20 protein-coding genes are annotated in these 18,171 nt (G+C 70.6%); 18 read left to right on the forward strand and 2 right to left on the reverse strand.

Annotated elements, in window-relative coordinates; genetic code table 11:
- Positions 1 to 4: 4 nt before the first annotated feature.
- The 7 genes from ACFSDF_RS17075 to ACFSDF_RS17105 all read left to right on the forward strand — a co-directional run bounded on the left by ACFSDF_RS17075 (position 5) and on the right by ACFSDF_RS17105 (position 7,671).
- Positions 5 to 697, forward strand: coding sequence for a ribonuclease HII (locus tag ACFSDF_RS17075; RefSeq protein WP_167003577.1), 693 nt, complete (start codon positions 5 to 7; stop codon positions 695 to 697).
- Positions 694 to 1,002 carry a DUF2469 domain-containing protein gene (locus ACFSDF_RS17080; RefSeq protein WP_167003575.1) on the forward strand — a complete coding sequence of 103 codons (309 nt, stop codon included), beginning with the start codon at positions 694 to 696 and terminating at the stop codon, positions 1,000 to 1,002. The genes ACFSDF_RS17075 and ACFSDF_RS17080 overlap by 4 nt, the downstream gene beginning before the upstream one ends.
- A gap of 137 nt (positions 1,003 to 1,139) precedes the next feature.
- Positions 1,140 to 1,508: a YraN family protein gene (locus ACFSDF_RS17085; protein WP_167003573.1), complete on the forward strand. Its 369-nt coding sequence runs from the start codon at positions 1,140 to 1,142 to the stop codon at positions 1,506 to 1,508.
- Positions 1,508 to 3,076 carry a YifB family Mg chelatase-like AAA ATPase gene (locus ACFSDF_RS17090; protein ID WP_167003571.1) on the forward strand — a complete coding sequence of 523 codons (1,569 nt, stop codon included), beginning with the start codon at positions 1,508 to 1,510 and terminating at the stop codon, positions 3,074 to 3,076. Before ACFSDF_RS17085 ends, ACFSDF_RS17090 begins: the two co-directional genes overlap by 1 nt.
- Complete coding sequence (dprA, locus tag ACFSDF_RS17095) at positions 3,073 to 4,275, forward strand: DNA-processing protein DprA (RefSeq protein WP_208322889.1); 1,203 nt, start codon at positions 3,073 to 3,075, stop codon at positions 4,273 to 4,275. Before ACFSDF_RS17090 ends, dprA begins: the two co-directional genes overlap by 4 nt.
- A 53-nt stretch (positions 4,276 to 4,328) precedes the next feature.
- Positions 4,329 to 5,249: a tyrosine recombinase XerC gene (locus tag ACFSDF_RS17100; RefSeq protein WP_243842968.1), complete on the forward strand. Its 921-nt coding sequence runs from the start codon at positions 4,329 to 4,331 to the stop codon at positions 5,247 to 5,249.
- Between the two features lie 205 nt (positions 5,250 to 5,454).
- The gene (locus ACFSDF_RS17105) at positions 5,455 to 7,671 is read left to right on the forward strand and encodes an NADP-dependent isocitrate dehydrogenase (protein ID WP_377158429.1); all 2,217 of its coding nucleotides are present in this window, start codon (positions 5,455 to 5,457) and stop codon (positions 7,669 to 7,671) included.
- 78 nt (positions 7,672 to 7,749) lie between these two features.
- Here the strand turns inward: ACFSDF_RS17105 and ACFSDF_RS17110 are convergent, their stop codons facing one another.
- On the reverse strand, positions 7,750 to 8,682 hold the full coding sequence (locus ACFSDF_RS17110; protein WP_167003567.1) for a M23 family metallopeptidase: 933 nt from the start codon (positions 8,680 to 8,682) through the stop codon (positions 7,750 to 7,752).
- A gap of 122 nt (positions 8,683 to 8,804) precedes the next feature.
- On the opposite strand from ACFSDF_RS17110, the gene ACFSDF_RS17115 reads away from it, so the two are divergent.
- The 11 genes from ACFSDF_RS17115 (at position 8,805) to ACFSDF_RS17165 (ending at position 17,629) form a co-directional block, all read left to right on the forward strand.
- The gene (locus tag ACFSDF_RS17115) at positions 8,805 to 9,326 is read left to right on the forward strand and encodes a CAP domain-containing protein (protein ID WP_377158431.1); all 522 of its coding nucleotides are present in this window, start codon (positions 8,805 to 8,807) and stop codon (positions 9,324 to 9,326) included.
- 254 nt (positions 9,327 to 9,580) lie between these two features.
- On the forward strand, positions 9,581 to 10,495 hold the full coding sequence (gene rpsB / locus ACFSDF_RS17120) for a 30S ribosomal protein S2 (protein WP_167003564.1): 915 nt from the start codon (positions 9,581 to 9,583) through the stop codon (positions 10,493 to 10,495).
- A 97-nt stretch (positions 10,496 to 10,592) separates the two neighbouring features.
- Positions 10,593 to 11,417: a translation elongation factor Ts gene (tsf, locus tag ACFSDF_RS17125; protein ID WP_167003562.1), complete on the forward strand. Its 825-nt coding sequence runs from the start codon at positions 10,593 to 10,595 to the stop codon at positions 11,415 to 11,417.
- Positions 11,418 to 11,530: 113 nt separating this feature from the next.
- On the forward strand, positions 11,531 to 12,226 hold the full coding sequence (pyrH, locus tag ACFSDF_RS17130) for a UMP kinase (protein WP_370465448.1): 696 nt from the start codon (positions 11,531 to 11,533) through the stop codon (positions 12,224 to 12,226).
- Between the two features lie 36 nt (positions 12,227 to 12,262).
- Entirely contained in the window at positions 12,263 to 12,817 is a 555-nt protein-coding gene (gene frr / locus ACFSDF_RS17135; protein WP_182397194.1) for a ribosome recycling factor, read from the forward strand.
- A complete protein-coding gene (locus tag ACFSDF_RS17140; RefSeq protein WP_167250423.1) occupies positions 12,817 to 13,659 on the forward strand; it encodes a phosphatidate cytidylyltransferase in 843 nt (280 codons plus the stop codon). The genes frr and ACFSDF_RS17140 overlap by 1 nt, the downstream gene beginning before the upstream one ends.
- A gap of 132 nt (positions 13,660 to 13,791) precedes the next feature.
- On the forward strand, positions 13,792 to 14,922 hold the full coding sequence (gene rlmN, locus ACFSDF_RS17145; protein WP_167003554.1) for a dual-specificity RNA methyltransferase RlmN: 1,131 nt from the start codon (positions 13,792 to 13,794) through the stop codon (positions 14,920 to 14,922).
- Positions 14,915 to 15,787, forward strand: coding sequence for an HAD-IIB family hydrolase (locus ACFSDF_RS17150; protein ID WP_377158434.1), 873 nt, complete (start codon positions 14,915 to 14,917; stop codon positions 15,785 to 15,787). The genes rlmN and ACFSDF_RS17150 overlap by 8 nt, the downstream gene beginning before the upstream one ends.
- On the forward strand, positions 15,784 to 16,512 hold the full coding sequence (locus tag ACFSDF_RS17155) for an enoyl-CoA hydratase (RefSeq protein ID WP_167003550.1): 729 nt from the start codon (positions 15,784 to 15,786) through the stop codon (positions 16,510 to 16,512). The genes ACFSDF_RS17150 and ACFSDF_RS17155 overlap by 4 nt, the downstream gene beginning before the upstream one ends.
- The gene (locus tag ACFSDF_RS17160) at positions 16,512 to 16,919 is read left to right on the forward strand and encodes a thiol-disulfide oxidoreductase DCC family protein (RefSeq protein WP_377158436.1); all 408 of its coding nucleotides are present in this window, start codon (positions 16,512 to 16,514) and stop codon (positions 16,917 to 16,919) included. Before ACFSDF_RS17155 ends, ACFSDF_RS17160 begins: the two co-directional genes overlap by 1 nt.
- On the forward strand, positions 16,916 to 17,629 hold the full coding sequence (locus tag ACFSDF_RS17165) for an AMP-binding protein (RefSeq protein ID WP_167250429.1): 714 nt from the start codon (positions 16,916 to 16,918) through the stop codon (positions 17,627 to 17,629). The genes ACFSDF_RS17160 and ACFSDF_RS17165 overlap by 4 nt, the downstream gene beginning before the upstream one ends.
- Here ACFSDF_RS17165 and ACFSDF_RS17170 read toward each other — a convergent pair.
- Complete coding sequence (locus tag ACFSDF_RS17170) at positions 17,592 to 18,110, reverse strand: hypothetical protein (protein WP_377158438.1); 519 nt, start codon at positions 18,108 to 18,110, stop codon at positions 17,592 to 17,594. The two genes, ACFSDF_RS17165 and ACFSDF_RS17170, sit on opposite strands and share 38 nt — an antisense overlap.
- Positions 18,111 to 18,171: the final 61 nt, after the last annotated feature.

Genomic DNA, 18,171 nt, shown 5'->3' on the forward strand with positions numbered 1-18,171 from the left:
CGCGATGACGCGGGTGGCACGCGGGGCAACGATCCGCAAGGACGCGGGACTGTACGGCTATGAGCGCGCCCTGCGACGGGCCGGTTTTGACGCGATCGCCGGAGTCGACGAGGCCGGGCGCGGGGCGTGTGCCGGCCCGCTGGTGGCGGCAGCGGTGATCCTGCCCGACGGGCGGCGCGGCGAGGTCCCCGGGCTGGCCGACTCCAAGCTGCTGACGCCGGCGCGACGTGAGGCCTGCTACGCCGAGGTCGTCCGCCGCGCCGTGGCGTGGTCGGTGGTCGTGATGAGCCCCGCCGAGTGCGACGCTCTGGGCATGCACCACGTCAACATCACTGCTCTGCGGCGAGCGCTCGCGCGTCTGGCCACGAAGCCGGACTACGTCCTGAGCGACGGGTTCGGGGTCGACGGGCTCGGTGTCCCCGCGCTCGCAGTGTGGAAGGGCGACCGGGTCTCTGCCTCGATCGCCGCTGCCTCGGTCGTCGCCAAAGTGACGCGAGACCGCATGATGTGCGACCTCCACACGGAGTATCCCGAGTACGAGTTCGCGATCCACAAGGGTTATGTGACGACCTTGCACGAGGAGCGTCTGGCCGCGTACGGCCCGTCGCCCGTGCACCGTCTGCGCTACCAGAACGTGCGCGCGGCGGCGGCGCGCGGTCGTTACGCTGAGGTGGCACCGAGCGAGGGAGTGCGATGAGCGCGGAGGAACTGGAGCGGTACGAGGCGGAGATGGAGCTCGCGCTCTACCGCGAGTACCGCGACGTCGTCGGCATCTTCACCTTCGTCGTGGAGACGGACCGGCGCTTCTACCTGTGCAACGCCGTCGACGTGAAGGTGCGCTCGGAGACGGGCGACGCCTATTTCGAGGTCACGATGACGGACGCCTGGGTGTGGGACATCTATCGTCCTGCCCGCTTCGCGAAGAACGTCAAGGTCCTCACCTTCAAAGACGTGAACGTCGAAGAGCTGGCGACGAGTGACTTCGAGCCGCCGAAGGCGTGAGCGAACGACGGCGCAGCGAGCCGCCGAAGGCGTGATCGAACGACGGCTCGTGCACAACCGGGGCTGATCCACATCCGCGTCCGCCATGCAGCCCGTGCCGTTCCGGGCGACCCACACTCTCGCCGGAGGTGGTGGAGATGGCGTCGACCTACGAGCAGCGGCAGGCCGTCGGGGTCCACGGGGAGAACGTCGCCGTGGAGTTCTTGCAGGCGCAGGGGATGGAGGTGCTCGCCCGCAACTGGCGGTGCCGGTGGGGCGAGATCGACATCGTGGCCCGCGATGCCGACACGGTGGTGTTCTGCGAGGTCAAGACCCGGCGGAGCACCGCGTACGGGACGCCGTTGGAGGCAGTGACCCCGCAGAAGGCGGCGCGGCTGCGTCGGCTCGCCGGGCTCTACCTGGCCGAGCACGACGTGAGTGCGGTGCTGGTCCGGATCGACGTGGTCGGCGTCCTCGTGCCGACGCGTGGCGCCGCGGAGGTCACCTACGTGGCGGGGGTGTCGTGATGGCGCTCGGACGGACGCGGTCGGTCTCTCTCGAGGGCATGCGTGGACGGGTGGTCGAGATCGAGGTGGACGTGAGTGCGGGGCTTCCCCGGACGACGCTCGTGGGTCTGCCCGACGCCTCGCTCGCGGAGGCCCGTGACCGGTGTCGTGCGGCGGTGGTGAACAGCCGGCACTCGTGGCCGGACCAGAAGGTGACGATCAACCTCTCGCCCGCGGGCCTGCCGAAGTCCGGCGCGCACTTCGACCTCGGCATCGCGCTCGCGGTGCTGGCGAGCCAGCAGGTGGTTCCGCACGAGCGGCTCGCGAGCGCCGCCGTCCTCGGTGAGCTGCGGCTCGACGGCCGGTTGCGTGCGGTCGCCGGCGTGCTCCCCGCGACGGTGGCGGCGGTGGCCGCGGGGTGCGAGCGGGTGATCGTCCCAGAGCCCAACGCGGGTGAGGCGGCGATCGTCGAGGGGGCACACGTGCTCGGTGTCCGTTCGCTGCGGCATGCGGTCGCGCTGCTTCGAGGAGACGAGCCTCCGGACGATCCGCCGGTTGATCCGCTCGCGGAGCCGACGGCGGGCGGTGGTCGGCTCGACGGCCTTGACCTCACCGACGTCGTCGGGCAGGACGATGCGCGGACCGCGATGCTGATCGCTGCGGCGGGCCTGCATCACGTCCTCCTCACGGGTCCGCCTGGCGTGGGCAAGACGATGCTCGCCCAGCGTCTCCCCGGCCTGCTCCCGGACCTGGGCCGGCAGGAGTCGCTCGAGACCAGCGCGGTCTATTCGGTGGCGGGGCTCCTCTCGCCCGAGGCGCCGCTGCTCGAACGCCCCCCGTTCATCGACCCCCACCACACTGCCTCCGCCCAGGCGCTGGTCGGTGGAGGCAGCCGCGTCGTGCGGCCGGGGGCGATGAGCCTCGCCCACAACGGCGTGCTCTTTCTCGACGAGGCGCCGGAGTTCCGCCGCGACGTCATCGAGGCGCTCCGCCAGCCGCTCGAGAGCGGTCGCGTGACGGTGTCGCGTGCCGCACAGACTGCCGAGTTCCCCGCCCGCTTCCTGCTCGTCCTGGCCTCCAACCCGTGCCCGTGCGGACAGAAGGCCGGGAGGGCCGACCTCTGCACCTGTCTGCCCCTCGTCAAGCGGCGCTACGCCGAGCGGCTCTCGGCACCGATCCGCGACCGGATCGACCTCCATCCCGTCGTCGGCCCGGTCTCTGCCCAGCATCAGGGCACCCCTGACACCGAGCGGACACCGACCCACGTCGTGGCAGCACGGGTCGCAGAGGCGAGAGACCGTCAGCGACTCCGCCTCGCGTCCACGCCGTGGCATACCAACGGAGAGGTTCCTGGTGCGGTCCTGCGGCGCGAGATGTCGACGCCGGCCAACGTCCTCGCGGAGGTCGACCGTCCGACCCGCTCCGGGGCGATCAACGCGCGCACCGCAGACCGGCTGCTGCGCGTCGCATGGACGGTCGCCGACCTTCGCCGGAGAGACACCCCGGACCCCGATGACCTCGCGACGGCGATGGCGCTGCGTCAGGGCGCCTCGTTGCCGGGGAGTCTGTGGGAGCGGGTGGTCGCGTGAGCGACCAGGCAGCGACGACACGGCCCGCCGCACGCGCCCGTCGGGCCGAGCGCCGGGCACGGCTGGCGATGAGCCTGATCGCCGAGCCGGGCGATCCGCGGATCGCGGCACAGCTCTCCGAGCGCTCCACGAACGACCTGCTGTCCGCGGTCGTCGCAGGAGCGGACGATCTCCCTGAGTCGTGGCGGTCGCGTGCCGTCGGTCTCGAGGGGAGGATCGGCGGCATCCTCACCTCCGCCCGCGGGAGGGGCATCCGGTGGGTGTGCCCCGGTGATGCGGAGTGGCCTGCTCAGCTGGACGACCTCGATCAGATCGACGGCCTCGCCGGCGTCGGTGGCCGTCCGCTCGGTCTCTGGGTTCGAGGTGCAGGGCGGCTCGACGGGCTGGCGGAGCAGGCCGCCGCGGTGGTCGGGGCACGCGACGCGACCACGTACGGATGTGACGTCGCGGGCGACCTTGCGGCCGACCTCGTCGACGCCGGGACGACAGTCGTCAGCGGGGCGGCATACGGGATCGATGCTGCGGCGCACCGCGGTGCGCTGTCCGTCGACGGCCCGACTGTCGCCGTTCTCGCATGCGGTGCTGACGTCGACTACCCAAGGGCGCATGCCGGGCTCCTGCGACGGATCGCCGAGGCGGGTGCGGTGGTCAGTGAGCACCCGCCGGGCTCGACGCCGACGAAGGGCCGCTTCCTCACCCGCAACCGGGTGATCGCGGCGCTCGCTCAGGGCACGGTGGTCGTGGAGGCAGCGCGGCGCAGCGGCGCCCTCAATACCCTCGGCTGGACCAACGAACTGGGGCGCATCGCGCTCGCCGTGCCCGGCCCGGTCACGAGCCAGGCCTCGGTCGGCGTCCACCACGCCCTCCGTACGGGGCGAGCGACGTTGGTCTCCAACGGTGCCGAGGCGCTGGAGGACCTCGACGCCCTGGGTCGCCGCGACGCCACTCCGCCCCCTGCACCCCAGACCGCATGGGACGTGCTGCCCTCCGTCGCGCGCGAGGTGCTCGAGGCGCTGCCGGGTCGCGGAACGACCACGGTGGACGTGCTGGCCTGGCGGGTCGGGGCACCGCTGGAGCTTGTCGCCAGCTCTTTGGGCCGCTTGGAGAGCCAAGGATTCGTCCGGCAGGTGGACGACGGATGGTCCCTCGCCCGCCGGGCCGACCTCGAGCCTGCCCCGCCCACGGAGGGAGGGCGGTGACAGTGCGGCGTGCCGACTTGGACGAGGCGGCCCCCGAGGTCGAGACTCGCAGGGTGACCGCGACCGACCGGAGTCCCGCCTGGCATGACGCACTCGAGGCGTACGAACGCCACCTGCGAGCTGAGCGTGGCCTCAGCGAGCACACCGTCAGGGCGTACGCGGGTGACCTCGCCCAGCTGTCCGCTCATGCCGAGGCCATGGGCATCGCCGACCCCGCTGGGCTTCATCTTCGCGCGCTGCGCAGCTTCCTTGCCGCCCAGCAGGTGAGGGGCCGGTCACGCAGCACCCTGTCGAGGAGGGCGGCCGCCGTCCGCCGCTTCACCGCCTGGCTGGCCCGCACCGGTCGTGCCGACGACGACCCGGGGGCCCTGCTCGCCAACCCGCGCCGTCACCGCGAGCTCCCCGCGGTCCTGCGCCAGGACGAGGTCCGTGCCCTGCTCGACGCCGCGACCGCCCGTGCCGACGGGGACGTCGTCGGCGTACGAGACGTCGCGGTTCTGGAGCTTCTCTACGCCACGGGGATCCGCGTGGGTGAGCTGTGCGGGCTCGATGTGGACGACGTCGACCACGCGCGCGGGGTCGTCCGGGTGGTCGGCAAAGGTGACAAGGAGCGGAGTGTGCCGTTCGGGCGCCCCGCATCGCGTGCGCTCGACCGCTGGCTCGCGGCGCGCGGGGCACTCGTCGTCGACGGGAGCGGGCCGGCCCTGTTCCTCGGCCAACGGGGCGCGCGTGTCGACCCGCGCACGGTGCGTCGCATGGTCCACGCACGCATCGAGGACGTCGAGGGTGCGCCCGACCTCGGACCCCACGGCCTCCGGCACACCGCGGCGACGCACCTCCTGGAGGGCGGCGCCGATCTCCGTAGCGTGCAGGAGCTCCTCGGCCACGCCTCGCTCGCCACCACGCAGCTCTACACCCACGTCAGCTCCGAGCGGCTGCGTCAGGCCTACGCGCAGGCGCATCCCCGCGCCTGACCGTGGGCACGACCGGCGCCTGCCCGCGTCCGGGCGCTCGTCGGGAAGCAAGTAGGCTTCATGGACGGAGCACCTTCCTACAGGTGGACCGCGAGCATGCGACGAGTCCCTTCCGGTGACGGACGCATCCCTGTAGGACAGGCCACCAGCACGACGAGCCGTCCTGGCGAGCAGGACGGTCGAACGCAGGAACGGAGCCTCGGAGTTGGACTCGAAGGTTATCTACACGCACACGGACGAAGCGCCGCTGATGGCGACGTACTCGTTCCTCCCCATCGTCTCGGCATACGCGGCCAAGGCCGGCGTCAGCGTCGAGACCCGTGACATCTCGCTCGCGGGCCGGATCCTCGCGCAGTTCCCGGAGCGTCTGACCGAGGACCAGCGTGTCGGTGACGCGCTCGCCGAGCTCGGCGAGCTGGCGAAGCAGCCTGAGGCCAACATCATCAAGCTGCCCAACATCAGCGCGTCGGTCCCGCAGCTCAAGGTAGCGATCACCGAGCTCCAGGGCCAGGGCTACCCCCTGCCGGACTACCCCGACGACCCGTCCACGGACGAGGACCGAGACGTCCGTGCCCGGTACGACAAGGTCAAGGGCAGCGCCGTCAACCCGGTGCTCCGCGAGGGCAACTCCGATCGGCGTGCACCTGCGTCGGTGAAGCAGTACGCCCGCAAGCATCCGCACTCGATGGGTGCGTGGTCGTCGGACTCCAAGACCAACGTCGCGACGATGGGCGAGCGCGACTTCAAGTCCAACGAGAAGTCCGTCGTCATCCCGGCCGACGACACCCTGCGGATCGAGTTCGTGGGCACCGACGGCGCGACCACCGTCCTGCGCGACTCGGTGCCGGTCCTCGCCGGTGAGGTCGTCGACGCGACCTACCTCGACGTGGCGGCGCTCCAGTCCTTCCTCGCCGACACCATCGCCCGCGCCGAGCGCGAGGGTGTGCTCTTCAGCGTGCACCTCAAGGCCACGATGATGAAGGTCTCGGACCCGATCATCTTCGGCCACGTCGTCAAGACGTTCCTCAAGCCGGTGTTCGACACGTACGGAGACCAGCTCGCCGAGGCCGGTCTCAGCGCGAACGACGGCCTGGGCGCGATCCTCGCCGGTCTCGACCAGCTCCCGAACGCCGACGACATCCGCGCCGCCATTGACACGGCCATCGCCGCCGGCCCGGCGCTCGCGATGGTCGACTCCGACCGCGGCATCACCAACCTGCACGTGCCCAGCGACGTGATCGTCGACGCGTCGATGCCGGCGATGATCCGCACGTCGGGCCACATGTGGGGTCCCGACGGCGCCGAGGCCGACACGATCGCGACCATCCCGGACAGCTCGTACGCCTCGGTCTACCAGACGGTCATCGACGACTGCCGTGCCCACGGTGCGTTCGATCCGTCGACGATGGGCTCGGTGCCCAACGTCGGTCTCATGGCGCAGAAGGCGGAGGAGTACGGCAGCCACGACAAGACGTTCGAGCTCCCGGCTGACGGCACCGTGCGCGTCGTCGCCTCGAACGGCGACGTGCTGATCGAGCACGCGGTCAGCCAGGGCGACATCTGGCGCGCCTGCCAGACCAAGGACGTCCCGATCCGTGATTGGGTCAAGCTCGCCGTCACCCGCGCCCGTGCGACCGGCGACCCGGCCGTGTTCTGGCTCGACGCGTCGCGCGCGCACGACGCGAACCTGATCGCGAAGGTCAAGCAGTATCTCCCCGAGCACGACACCGAGGGCCTGCAGATCGAGATCATGAGCCCGGCCGAGGCGACGCAGTTCTCGCTCGACCGCATCCGCAAGGGCGAGGACACGATCTCGGTCACCGGCAACGTGCTGCGCGACTACCTGACCGACCTGTTCCCGATCCTCGAGCTCGGCACGAGCGCCAAGATGCTCTCGGTGGTCCCGCTGATCAACGGTGGCGGGCTCTTCGAGACCGGCGCTGGCGGCTCGGCACCGAAGCACGTCCAGCAGCTCGTCAAGGAGAACTACCTCCGCTGGGACAGCCTCGGTGAGTTCCTCGCGCTAGCGGTCAGCTTCGAGCACCTCGCCCAGGTCACGGGCAACGCCCGGGCGCAGGTGCTGGCGGACACGCTCGACCGCGCGACCGCGACGTTCCTCGACGAGAACAAGTCGCCGAGCCGTCGCGTCGGAGGCCTCGACAACCGTGGCAGCCACTTCTACCTCGCGCTGTACTGGGCGCAGGAGCTGGCCCGTCAGACCGACGACGCCGACCTTGCGGCCGCCTTCGCTCCGCTGGCCGAGACGCTCGCGACCAACGAGCAGACGATCAACGACGAGCTGATCGCCGTCCAGGGCTCGCCGGTCGACATCGGTGGCTACTACCGTCCTGACGACAACCTGTCCGAGCAGGTCATGCGGCCGTCCAAGACGCTCAACGACGCGATCGCGTCGCTGGGCTGAGGTCCTCCCGTACGACGAAGCCCGCCGGATCGATCCGGCGGGCTCCGTCGCGTCCGGGGGAGGGACGGAGGCCGGCGATCACAGGAAGAGCATCGGATCGACCGGCGCCCCTGCGACGACGACCATGAAGTGCAGGTGGCACCCGGTCGACATCCCGGTGCTCCCGACAGCACCGAGCGACGCCCCCGCCCGTACGGTCGCGCCGCTGCGCACCGACGCCTTCTCGAGGTGGTTGTAGCTCGTCACCAGACCTCCGCCGTGGTCGACCACGACCCGCTGCCCGTACGCGGGGTCGTACGTGACGGCCACGACCCGGCCGTCGGCCGACGCGCGCACGGGAGTGCCGCAGGGGGCTGCGAAGTCGGTCCCGTCGTGGAGCTTGAGAAGCCCAGTGACGGGATGGACGCGCATCCCGTACGGCGAGCTGACCGGGGCCTCCACGGGCGCGGCGAGCGAGGCGCCCGGTGCGGCGGTGGCGACCGGTGGCGGGACTGGAGGCGGTCCGCTCGGTGGCACCAGGCGGATGCGTGCGGTCCCCGCCAGCAGCTCCTCGGGGTCGGCGTACGGCGCGCCGTGCCGACGCCCGAGGTGCAGGCACACGGCCGGGAAGCAGTGGCCCCCGGCGATGAGGAGGGAGCCCAGCACCTGGCCCCGTACAACGGGTGACCCTTGTCTCACCGAGGCGGCGACAGGCAGGTAGGTCGACCGGACGCCGTCGTGGTCGACGCTCACGGCCTCGACTCCGGCAACGGCGCCAGCGAAGGCAACCACCCCGTCGTCGACCGAGCGCACCGGTGCTCCGGCCTTCCCGGCAAGGTCGATGCCCCGATGACCTGCGGCGTAGGCGTGAGGGGGAGCCTCGTACGCCCTCACGACCTCTGGTCGCGGGTCGAGCGGCCAAGACCAGGTGGGGTCGGTGTCGTGGGGGAGGGCGGACGGCATGACGAGGATCACCAGCGCGACGAGAAGCCGGGCGCGCCTCATGAGCGCGGGGACAAGGCGAGAACTCATCCCGAAATGCAATCCCATCGATCGTGACTAGCGTGGGTCAAAGACACCGAACTGGGGATGAACACGACAGCCGACGATCTGGGGAAAACCTGGGGCGCGGCTGCGGGGGAGTGGGAGATCCCATGCGAGTCTTGAGTGCCGCCATGCTGTTCTCCGCTGCCATGGTCGTGGGGCCGGGCGCCGTCACGGGCGCCGCGGGAGCCACACCGACGGCGGCAACGGCAGTCACCGAGGCCAGCGCGGCGCTGCCGTCGAAGGCGTCGACACCGCCCGGACCGCGGGTCTACGAGCGGCGGGTCGTCAGGCACACCAACCTGGAGAGACGGGCGTACGACCGTCGTGCTCTGTCGCGGTCACGATGTCTCGACCGGTACGCCCAGCGCGCGGCCAACCGGATCGCGGCCAGTGGGCGACTGGTCCACCAGAACCTGAAGCCGGTCCTTCGCAGGTGCGGCGGGTGGAAGGTCGGCGAGAACATCGCGTACGGCTACCGGTGGCCGCGCCACGTGGTGGACGCGTGGATGGACTCGCCGGGACACCGCGCCAACATCCTCGAGCCGCGCTACCGCCGGATTGGGGTCGGTGTGCGGCGTGACAGCCGCGGTGTCGTGTGGGTGAGTCAGGTCTTTGCCTACCGGCGCTGACGGCGCACAGCGACGGGCTGGTGGGCGGGTTTCGTCCGGTGGGGGCGGTGGCCTAGACTGGACCGCGCACCTCGACCGTCTTGCGACGCGACGGGTGACTTCGCGCGCCTTCTGCCCAGCCCTGCTGGGATGCGTGGTCCTGGTCCTCTCCGTACGGCGAGGTGGTCCGCGCAAAGGCGCCAGGGTGTCGGCGCCGCCGGCACGTCAACCAGGATCGGGTGCACCCGTGCGCCCAATAAAGAAAGAGGAACGTCATGGCCGTCGTGTCCATGCGCCAGCTGCTCGAGAGCGGTGTCCACTTCGGACACCAGACCCGCCGCTGGAACCCCAAGATGAAGCGCTTCATCCTCACGGAGCGCAATGGCATCTACATCATCGACCTGCAGCAGTCGCTGGCCTACATCGACCGCGCGTACGACTTCGTCAAGACCACGGTCGCGCGTGGCGGGACGATCCTGTTCGTCGGCACCAAGCGCCAGGCGCAGGAGGCCATCACCGAGCAGGCCACGCGCGTCGGCATGCCGTACGTGAACCACCGCTGGCTGGGCGGCATGCTCACCAACTTCCAGACGGTCCACGAGCGGATCAAGCGCCTCAAGGAGCTCGACGAGGTCGACTTCGACGACGTCGCCGGCTCCGACCGCACCAAGAAGGAGCTCCTCCAGCTCAAGCGCGAGCACGACAAGCTCGACCGCACCCTGGGCGGCATCCGCGACATGGGCCGTACGCCGTCGGCGCTGTGGATCATCGACACCAAGAAGGAGCACCTGGCGGTCGACGAGGCCAAGAAGCTGGGCATCCCGGTCGTCGCGATCCTCGACACCAACTGCGACCCCGACGACGTCGACTACCCGATCCCGGGCAACGACGACGCGATCCGCTCGGTCACCTTGCTCACGCGCGTCGTCGCCGACGCCGTCGGCGAGGGCCTGATCGCGCGCGGCGCCGGTCGTGAGGACGCTGCTGAGGCCACCGAGGCTGTCGCCGCCGGCGAGCCGCTTGCCGAGTGGGAGCGCGAGCTCGCCGAGGGCACCGACCCCGTGACCACCGAGGCCGCCGAGGCCGAGGTCCAGGAGTCGGCCAGCGCCGACGACACCCCGGCCGAGGTCGCAGAGGAGACCGCGGTGGCCGAGGAGAACCTCGCAGAGGGCAAGCCCGCCGACGCCTGATCGTCCCGCAGCTCGGGACGACACCTCGGCCGGCTTGTCCGGCCCGCAACAACGGCCGGTCTGCCGGCCACGGACACTCAGACGAGAAGAGACACAGATGGCAATCACCGCAGCAGAGGTGAAGAAGCTCCGCGACGCGACCGGCGCGGGAATGATGGACGCCAAGAAGGCGCTCACCGAGGCCGACGGCGACTACGACAAGGCAGTCGAGTTCCTGCGCGTCCACGGCCAGGCCAAGGCCGAGAAGCGCGGCGCTGAGCGCGAGGCGACGGCCGGTCTGGTCGCCGCGTCGGGCAACGCGATCGTCGAGCTCAACGCCGAGACCGACTTCGTCGCCAAGAACGAGCAGTTCGTCGCGCTCGCCGAGGAGCTCGCGGTGCTCGCGGACGCGACCAAGCCGGCTGACGCCGCGGCGTTCGCCGCCACCGACGCCGGCGACGGCGTCACGGTCGCCAAGAAGATCTCGGCCCTGGCCGCGATCATCGGTGAGAAGCTCGAGCTCGGCCGCGTGGCCGTCCTCGGGGGCACCGGCAAGATCGCGACTTACCTGCACCGCCGTGCGAGCGATCTGCCGCCCGCCGTCGGCGTCCTCATCGAGTTCGAGGGCGACGGCGAGGAGGAGGTCGCGCGCAGCGTGGCCATGCAGGTCGCGGCGATGCGTCCGCGCTACCTGTCCCGCGACGAGGTCCCCGCGGACGTCATCGCCAAGGAGCGCGAGATCGCCGAGGCGGCCGCCCGCGAGGAGGGCAAGCCCGAGCAGGCGATCTCCAAGATCGTCGACGGCAAGGTCAACGCGTTCTACAAGGACTTCGTCCTGCTCGACCAGCCCTCGGTCACCGAGCAGAAGAAGTCCGTCAAGCAGGTCCTCGACGAGGCCGGCCTCACGGTGACGCGCTTCGCGCACATCGAGATCGGCGCCTGACGCCTGATCGGCGAGATGTTCTGACGACGTACGAGACGGAGGCCGGTGTGGTGGACCAACTAGAGACAGTCGACCCGCTGGCCTCCGTGTCTGCGGAGGACCGACCTCGTCGAGTGCTCCTGAAGCTCTCCGGCGAGTCGTTCGGTGGAGGGAGCGTCGGGGTCGACCCCGACGTCGTCAACACGATCGCGCGCCAGGTCGCCGAGGGCGTCGCCGCCGGCATCGAGATCGCGATCGTGATGGGTGGCGGCAACTTCTTCCGCGGGGCCGAGCTCCAGCAGCGGGGGATGGACCGCGCGCGAGCCGACTACATGGGGATGCTCGGCATTGTCATGAACTGCCTCGCGCTCCAGGACTTCCTCGAGAAGCAGGGCATCGACACCCGCGTCCAGACCGCGATCACGATGGGACAGGTCGCCGAGCCCTACATCCCGCGGCGGGCCATCCGTCACCTCGAGAAGGGCCGCGTCGTCATCTTCGGTGCGGGTGCGGGCATGCCGTACTTCTCGACCGACACCGTCTCGGCGCAGCGCGCGCTCGAGGTGAGGGCCGACGAGGTCCTGATGGGCAAGAACGGAGTCGACGGCGTCTACACCGCCGACCCGCACCAGGACTCGAGCGCTACCAAGATCGACTCCATCTCGTACGCCGAGGCTCTGCAGCGTGGTCTGCGGGTCGCCGACGCGACGGCGTTCGCGCTGCTGATGGAGAACAAGCTGCCGATGCGTGTCTTCGGGATCGAGGGAGAGGGCAACATCTCCGCGGTCCTGAGAGGTGAGAAGATCGGCACGCTGGTCTACGCAGACTGACCGACCAGAGACCTCAGACGAAGGAGCAGGCCAGTGATTGACGAGATCCTGCGCGACGCCGACACCAAGATGGACAAGGCTGTCGAGCACGCGCGCGAGGAGTTCGCCGCGATCCGCACCGGACGCGCGCATCCCGCGATGTTCGCGAAGATCACGGCCGACTACTACGGCACGCCGACGCCCATCCAGCAGCTCGCCGGGTTCCAGATCCCCGAGCCGCGCGTCGTCATCATCAGCCCGTACGACCTGGGCGCGAAGTCGGCGATCGAGAAGTCGATCCGCGACTCCGACCTCGGCGTCAACCCGACCGATGACGGCAAGGTCCTGCGGCTGGTGCTGCCGCAGCTGACCGAGGAGCGCCGCAAGGAGTACATCAAGCTCGCCAAGTCCAAGGCGGAGGAGGGCCGTGTGGCCGTCCGCAACATCCGCCGCGCCGCGAAGCAGGCGATGGACAAGTCCGAGAAGGACGGCGAGATCAGCAAGGACGACGTGACCGGCGGTGAGAAGCGTCTCGACGGGCTCACCAAGAAGCACGTCGACCACATCGACGAGCTCGTCAAGAACAAGGAGCAGGAGCTGCTCGAAGTCTGATGAGCGCACCTGACGTCCCCGCAGCGCCTCGGCAGCGTGGCGGGCGCAACCTGCCTGCGGCGATCGGCGTCGGCGTCGGCCTTGCCGCCGCCGTGGTCCTGTCGCTCTTCTTCGTCAAAGCCCTGTTCGTGGTCGTCGTCCTGGTTGCGGCCGCGGTGGCGATCTGGGAGCTGACGGGCGCGCTCGGCAAGGCGGGCATCGCGATCCCGCTGCCACCGCTGATGGCTGGCGGGCTCGCGACGCTCGCAGCCTCGTACGTCGGCGGCACCGAGGCGATCGCGATCGGTACGGCCCTGACCGTCCTCGGCATCTTCGTCTACCGGATGCCGGGCGGCGCCGACGGCTTCGTCAGGGACGTGTCCGCCGCGGTCTTCGTCTTCGGGTACGTCCCGGTGCTGGGGTCCTTCGTCGTGCTCATGTCCGCGGAGGACGACGGGGCCTGGCGCATCGTCACGTTCATCGTGGTGACGATCGCCTCGGACATCTTCGGCTATGCCGCGGGCTACAAGCTCGGCAAGCATCCGATGGCTCCGACGATCAGCCCCAAGAAGTCCTGGGAGGGCTTCGGAGGCTCGGTCGTCGGGTGTGTCCTCGCCGGCGTGCTCTGCGTGACGTTCGCGCTCGACGGTCGCTGGTGGGTCGGTGTGATCCTCGGGGTGGTCGCGGTGGCGATGGCGACGCTCGGCGACCTGTCGGAGTCGATGATCAAGCGCGACGTCGGCATCAAGGACATGAGCGACCTGCTCCCCGGCCACGGTGGCCTCATGGACCGCCTCGACTCGCTGCTTGCGGTCGCGCCCGTCTGCTGGCTGGTGCTGCACTTCCTCGTCCCTGTCAGCTGACCTCCTGCCCGTCCCCGATTCGGGCAGTTCTCCACGCAACTCGTGCCGGGATTCGGTGGGGAACCGCCCGAATCGCGGACGAGGCGGACGACTGTGCGCGGGGTTGGTGCGTGATGGGACACTGGGGTCGACATGTCTGACGTGAATCCGAACCCGCTCCCACTCGTCTTCGAGCAGCCCAAGGGGCGGGGCAAGCCGCCGCGGCACCTCGCCGACCTCGACCTCGATGCCCGCAAGGAGGCGGTCGAGGCCCTCGGGCTCCCCGGATACCGCGCCAAGCAGCTGTCGACCCACTACTTCACCCGGCTGGTCTCCGATCCGTCGGAGATGACCGATCTCCCCGCCGGGATCCGTGACCAGCTCGTCGAGGGCATGCTCCCGACGCTGATCAACCCCGTACGCACGCTCGAGGCCGACCGGGGCACGACGCGCAAGACGCTCTGGCGCCTGTTCGACGGCGCGCTCGTTGAGTCGGTGCTCATGCGCTATCCCGACCGCGCGACGATCTGCGTGTCGAGCCAGGCCGGCTGCGGCATGGCGTGCCCGTTCTGCGCCACGGGCCAGGGCGGCCTGCAGCGCAACATGTCCACCGGCGAGATCATCGAGCAGGTCGTCGACGGTGCTCGGGCGATGGCGCGCGGCGAGGTCCCCGGCGGTCCCGGGCGGCTCTCCAACGTCGTGTTCATGGGCATGGGTGAGCCGATGGCCAACTACAAGGCCGTCATCGGCGCCGTCCGCCGGATGGTCGACGACGGCCCGTCCGGCCTGGGGATGTCGGCGCGCAACATCACTGTCAGCACCGTCGGTCTCGTCCCGCGGATCAAGCAGCTCACGACGGAGGGCATCCCGGTGACGCTCGCGCTCTCGCTGCACGCGCCCGACGACGAGCTGCGCGACGACCTCGTGCCGATCAACACCCGCTTCAAGGTCGCCGAGGCGGTCGAGGCGGCGTGGGAGTACGCCCGGACGACCAAGCGTCGGGTGTCCATCGAGTACGCCCTGATCAAGGACATCAACGATCAGGCATGGCGCGCGGACATGCTCGGCGACCTCCTGCGGTCCTACGGCGACTGGGGCTGGGTCCACGTGAACCTCATCCCGCTCAACCCGACGCCCGGCTCGATCTGGACCGCGTCGCGACCGGAGGACGAGCGCGAGTTCGTCCGCCGGCTCGAGGCGAAGGGCATCCCGACGACCGTACGAGACACACGTGGGCAGGAGATCGACGGCGCCTGCGGCCAGCTCGCGGCCGCCGATGCCTGACCGTACGGGCTCACCAAGGGCGGCGCTGCTCGCGACCGACCTCGACGGCACGCTGCTGCGCTCGGACGGCACGCTCTCCGCACGCACCCGCGAGGCCATCGCCGCGGCGGAGGAGGCCGGCGTCCCGACGGTGTTCGTGACCGCCCGTCCGCCCCGGTGGCTCGACGACCTGGCCAGCGCCGTCGGCGACGCGACCGGGGGAGTGGCGCTCAGCGCGAACGGTGCGTTCGTCTATCACGTCGCGAGTCGTACGGTCACCGAGATGGGCACGATGTCCCCCGACGTGCTGCACGAGCTCGGTGACCTGCTGCGGTCCGCGATCCCCGGCATCGCCTTCGCGGTCGAGCGCGCTGACGGCATGCGTCGTGAGGAACGGTTCGCGTACGTCCGCGAGGCGCCTGCGGACGACAGCCTCGACGACTGGGCCCAGATCGCCTCGCGTCCGGCCGGCAAGCTCCTCGCCAAGCTCGAGGGCAGCGATCCCGACGACTTCCACCGCCGCGTGGATGAGGTCCTCGCGGGACGCGCCGAGCTGGGGTTCTCCGGGGCCATCGGCCTGGCCGAGATCACCGCGCGCGGTGTCACCAAGGCGTCCGGGCTCGCGTCGTGGAGCGCTGAGCACGGCTACGCCCGCGAGACCGTGTGGGCGGTCGGCGACATGCCCAACGACCTCCCGATGCTGCGGTGGGCAGGGCGCGCGTTCGCGGTCGCCAACGCGCACCGCGACGTGCTCGCCAGCGTCCATGAGGTGGTGGCGACGAACGACGAGGACGGGGTGGCTGCCATCCTGGACCGCATCAGCCGCGACCGGGGACGCGCCGCCGTGCGCGCGAGCGTCCCCGACGACCACGAGGAGCGACCGTGATCGAGGTGACCCGTACGGGTGACGTCACGCAGATCGAGCTGCGCCGCCCGGAGCGCCGCAACGCCCTTGATCTCGACACCTGCGTCGAGGTCCGCGAGGCGGTGCTGGCTGCCGACGGCGATGGCACGCGCGCGGTCGTCGTGACCGGGCAGGGCAGCAGTTTCTGCGCGGGCGCAGACCTGACCGGCGTGTACGGAGACGCGTTCCTCGAGGCGCTGTACGGGATGCTCACGGCGCTGACCGAGGTCGAGATCCCGGTTGTGGCCGCGGTGAACGGCCCCGCGATCGGCGCCGGCACGCAGCTGGCGCTCGCCTGTGACCTCCGGGTCGCTGCGCCCACCGCGAAGTTCGGAGTCCCGACCGCCCGCAACGGCATGGCGGTCGACACCTGGACCATCCGGACGCTCGCCGCGGTCGCCGGAGCGGGCACGGCCAAGGCACTGATGCTCGGTGCAGACCTCCTCGACGCCGACACCGCGTACGCTCGTGGGCTCGCGGACCGGCTCGGAGACCTCGAGTCGGCGACCGCGTGGGCGCAGGAGATCGCGACCTTCGCGCCGCTGACGCTGGCGTACAACAAGCTCGTCCTCAACGCCGCTCCCGGCAACGCCGATGCCGACGCGCGCATCCGCAAGGGCTGGGAGGCGTGTTGGGGGAGCGAGGACGTTCGCGAGGCCGCGCTGGCGCGGACGGAGAAGCGTCCGCCCGTCTTCCGAGGGCGATGATGACGGCTGTCCTGCTGTACGACGGCGACTGCGCGTTCTGCTCGAGCTGCGCACGCTGGCTGCAGCGCTGGGCGCCGGCGCGGGCCGAGGTGCTGGCGTGGCAGCTCACTGACCTCGAGGCGCTGCACGTCACCGTCGCGGACGTCGATACGGCGGTCCAGTGGATCGACGACAGCGCGCGGGCGGCAGGCCCCGAGGCGATCGCCGCGTACCTCCGTACCGCGGGAGCGCCCTGGCGAGTCGCCGGTCGGGTCCTCGCGTGCGCGCCCGTACGGGGCGTGGCGTGGCCGGTCTACCGGTGGATCGCTGCGCACCGCGACAAGCTTCCGGGCGGCACGCCACAGTGCGCCCTGCCTTCGACCGCACGTGAGCCGGGGCACGGTCCTGGCGGAAAGACAGCCTCATGAGTGGACCACGCTGGTTCTCCCCGCCCAAGGACCCCGCCGATCCGTCGACGGGTCGGCTGAACGTCGTCTACGACGCGCTCGACCGTCTGGTCGTCGCCGGGTTTGCCGACGCGCCGGCGCTGCGCTCGGCGAACGGGACGACCTCGTACGTGGTGCTGCTAGAGCAGGTCGCCTCGATGGGCGGGCTGATGCGTGCCCTGGGCGTCCGTGAGCGGGACGCGGTCGCGCTGACCTGCGAGCCGTCGCGCGAGTCGGTCGTCGCCCTGCTGGCCGCCGGCCGGGTCGGTGCGACGGCGTGGCTCGGTGAGCGGCCCGCGCCTCTCATCGAGCGGAGCGACCCGGCTCTCGTGGTGGCCGACGGCGCGAAGATGTCCGAGGTCGCGGACGCGGTCGCCGCGCTCGACGCTGCGCGCCCCCGCGCGGTGGTGGTGGTGCGACCGGGGGAGTGGCCGCTGGTCGAGACCCGCGACGTCGCGTGGGAGCCGGCACTGAAGGCAGGGGCGACCGATCCTGCGCCGGTCGTGCCGGTCGCCGGTGGGACCGCGCTGGCCGTGACGACGGACGGTGTGTCGCTGGTGCACGAGCACCCGAGCCTCGCCGTCACGTACGAGGAGCCCGCGCAGGTGGGTCCGGTGTGGGACGAGACCACCGTGATCGCCGTCCTGGCCGGGCTCATGTCTGGTCGCGGGCTCGCTCTGCCGACGCACTGAGGACGGCTTCGTCCGGTCGTCGATCGCGGACGGCGGTGACCAGCACGACGACCCAGACCAGGACGAACGGGATGACCGTGACGTTCTTGATCGCGAGCTCCCACGAGAAGTAGGTCGACTGGTGCTCCTCGGAGACGAGCTGGGAGCCGATCGCGTCGAGACCGATCTTGGACACCAGTGAGAGCGCCATCAGGTAGACCGTGCTCGCGACCACCGTGCCGGTGACGTGCGACCCGACGGCGGGTGCTGGCCGATCGCGGAGGACGCGGCGGACCACCCAGACCACGAAGGCGATGCGGACGAGCATCGTGAAGGTCTCGCCGACCCAGCTCTCCGCGAGAGGGAAATCGATGTCGCCGACGGCAACGAAGCGCTGCGCCGATGCGAGGGCGCCGAACGCCAGGACGACGGGGTAGTGGTGGACGAAGAAGCCCCACGCGGCAGCGAGCAGGGACCGCGCAACCCCGAATGCTTTAGTCATATAAAAGGTTTAGCATGCCGAAGTAAAAGGGGCAAGGAAGGTCTGGTGGTGAGCGGCATGA

It is taken from the genome of Mumia zhuanghuii, from assembly GCF_042681565.1.
GTDB lineage: Bacteria > Actinomycetota > Actinomycetes > Propionibacteriales > Nocardioidaceae > Mumia.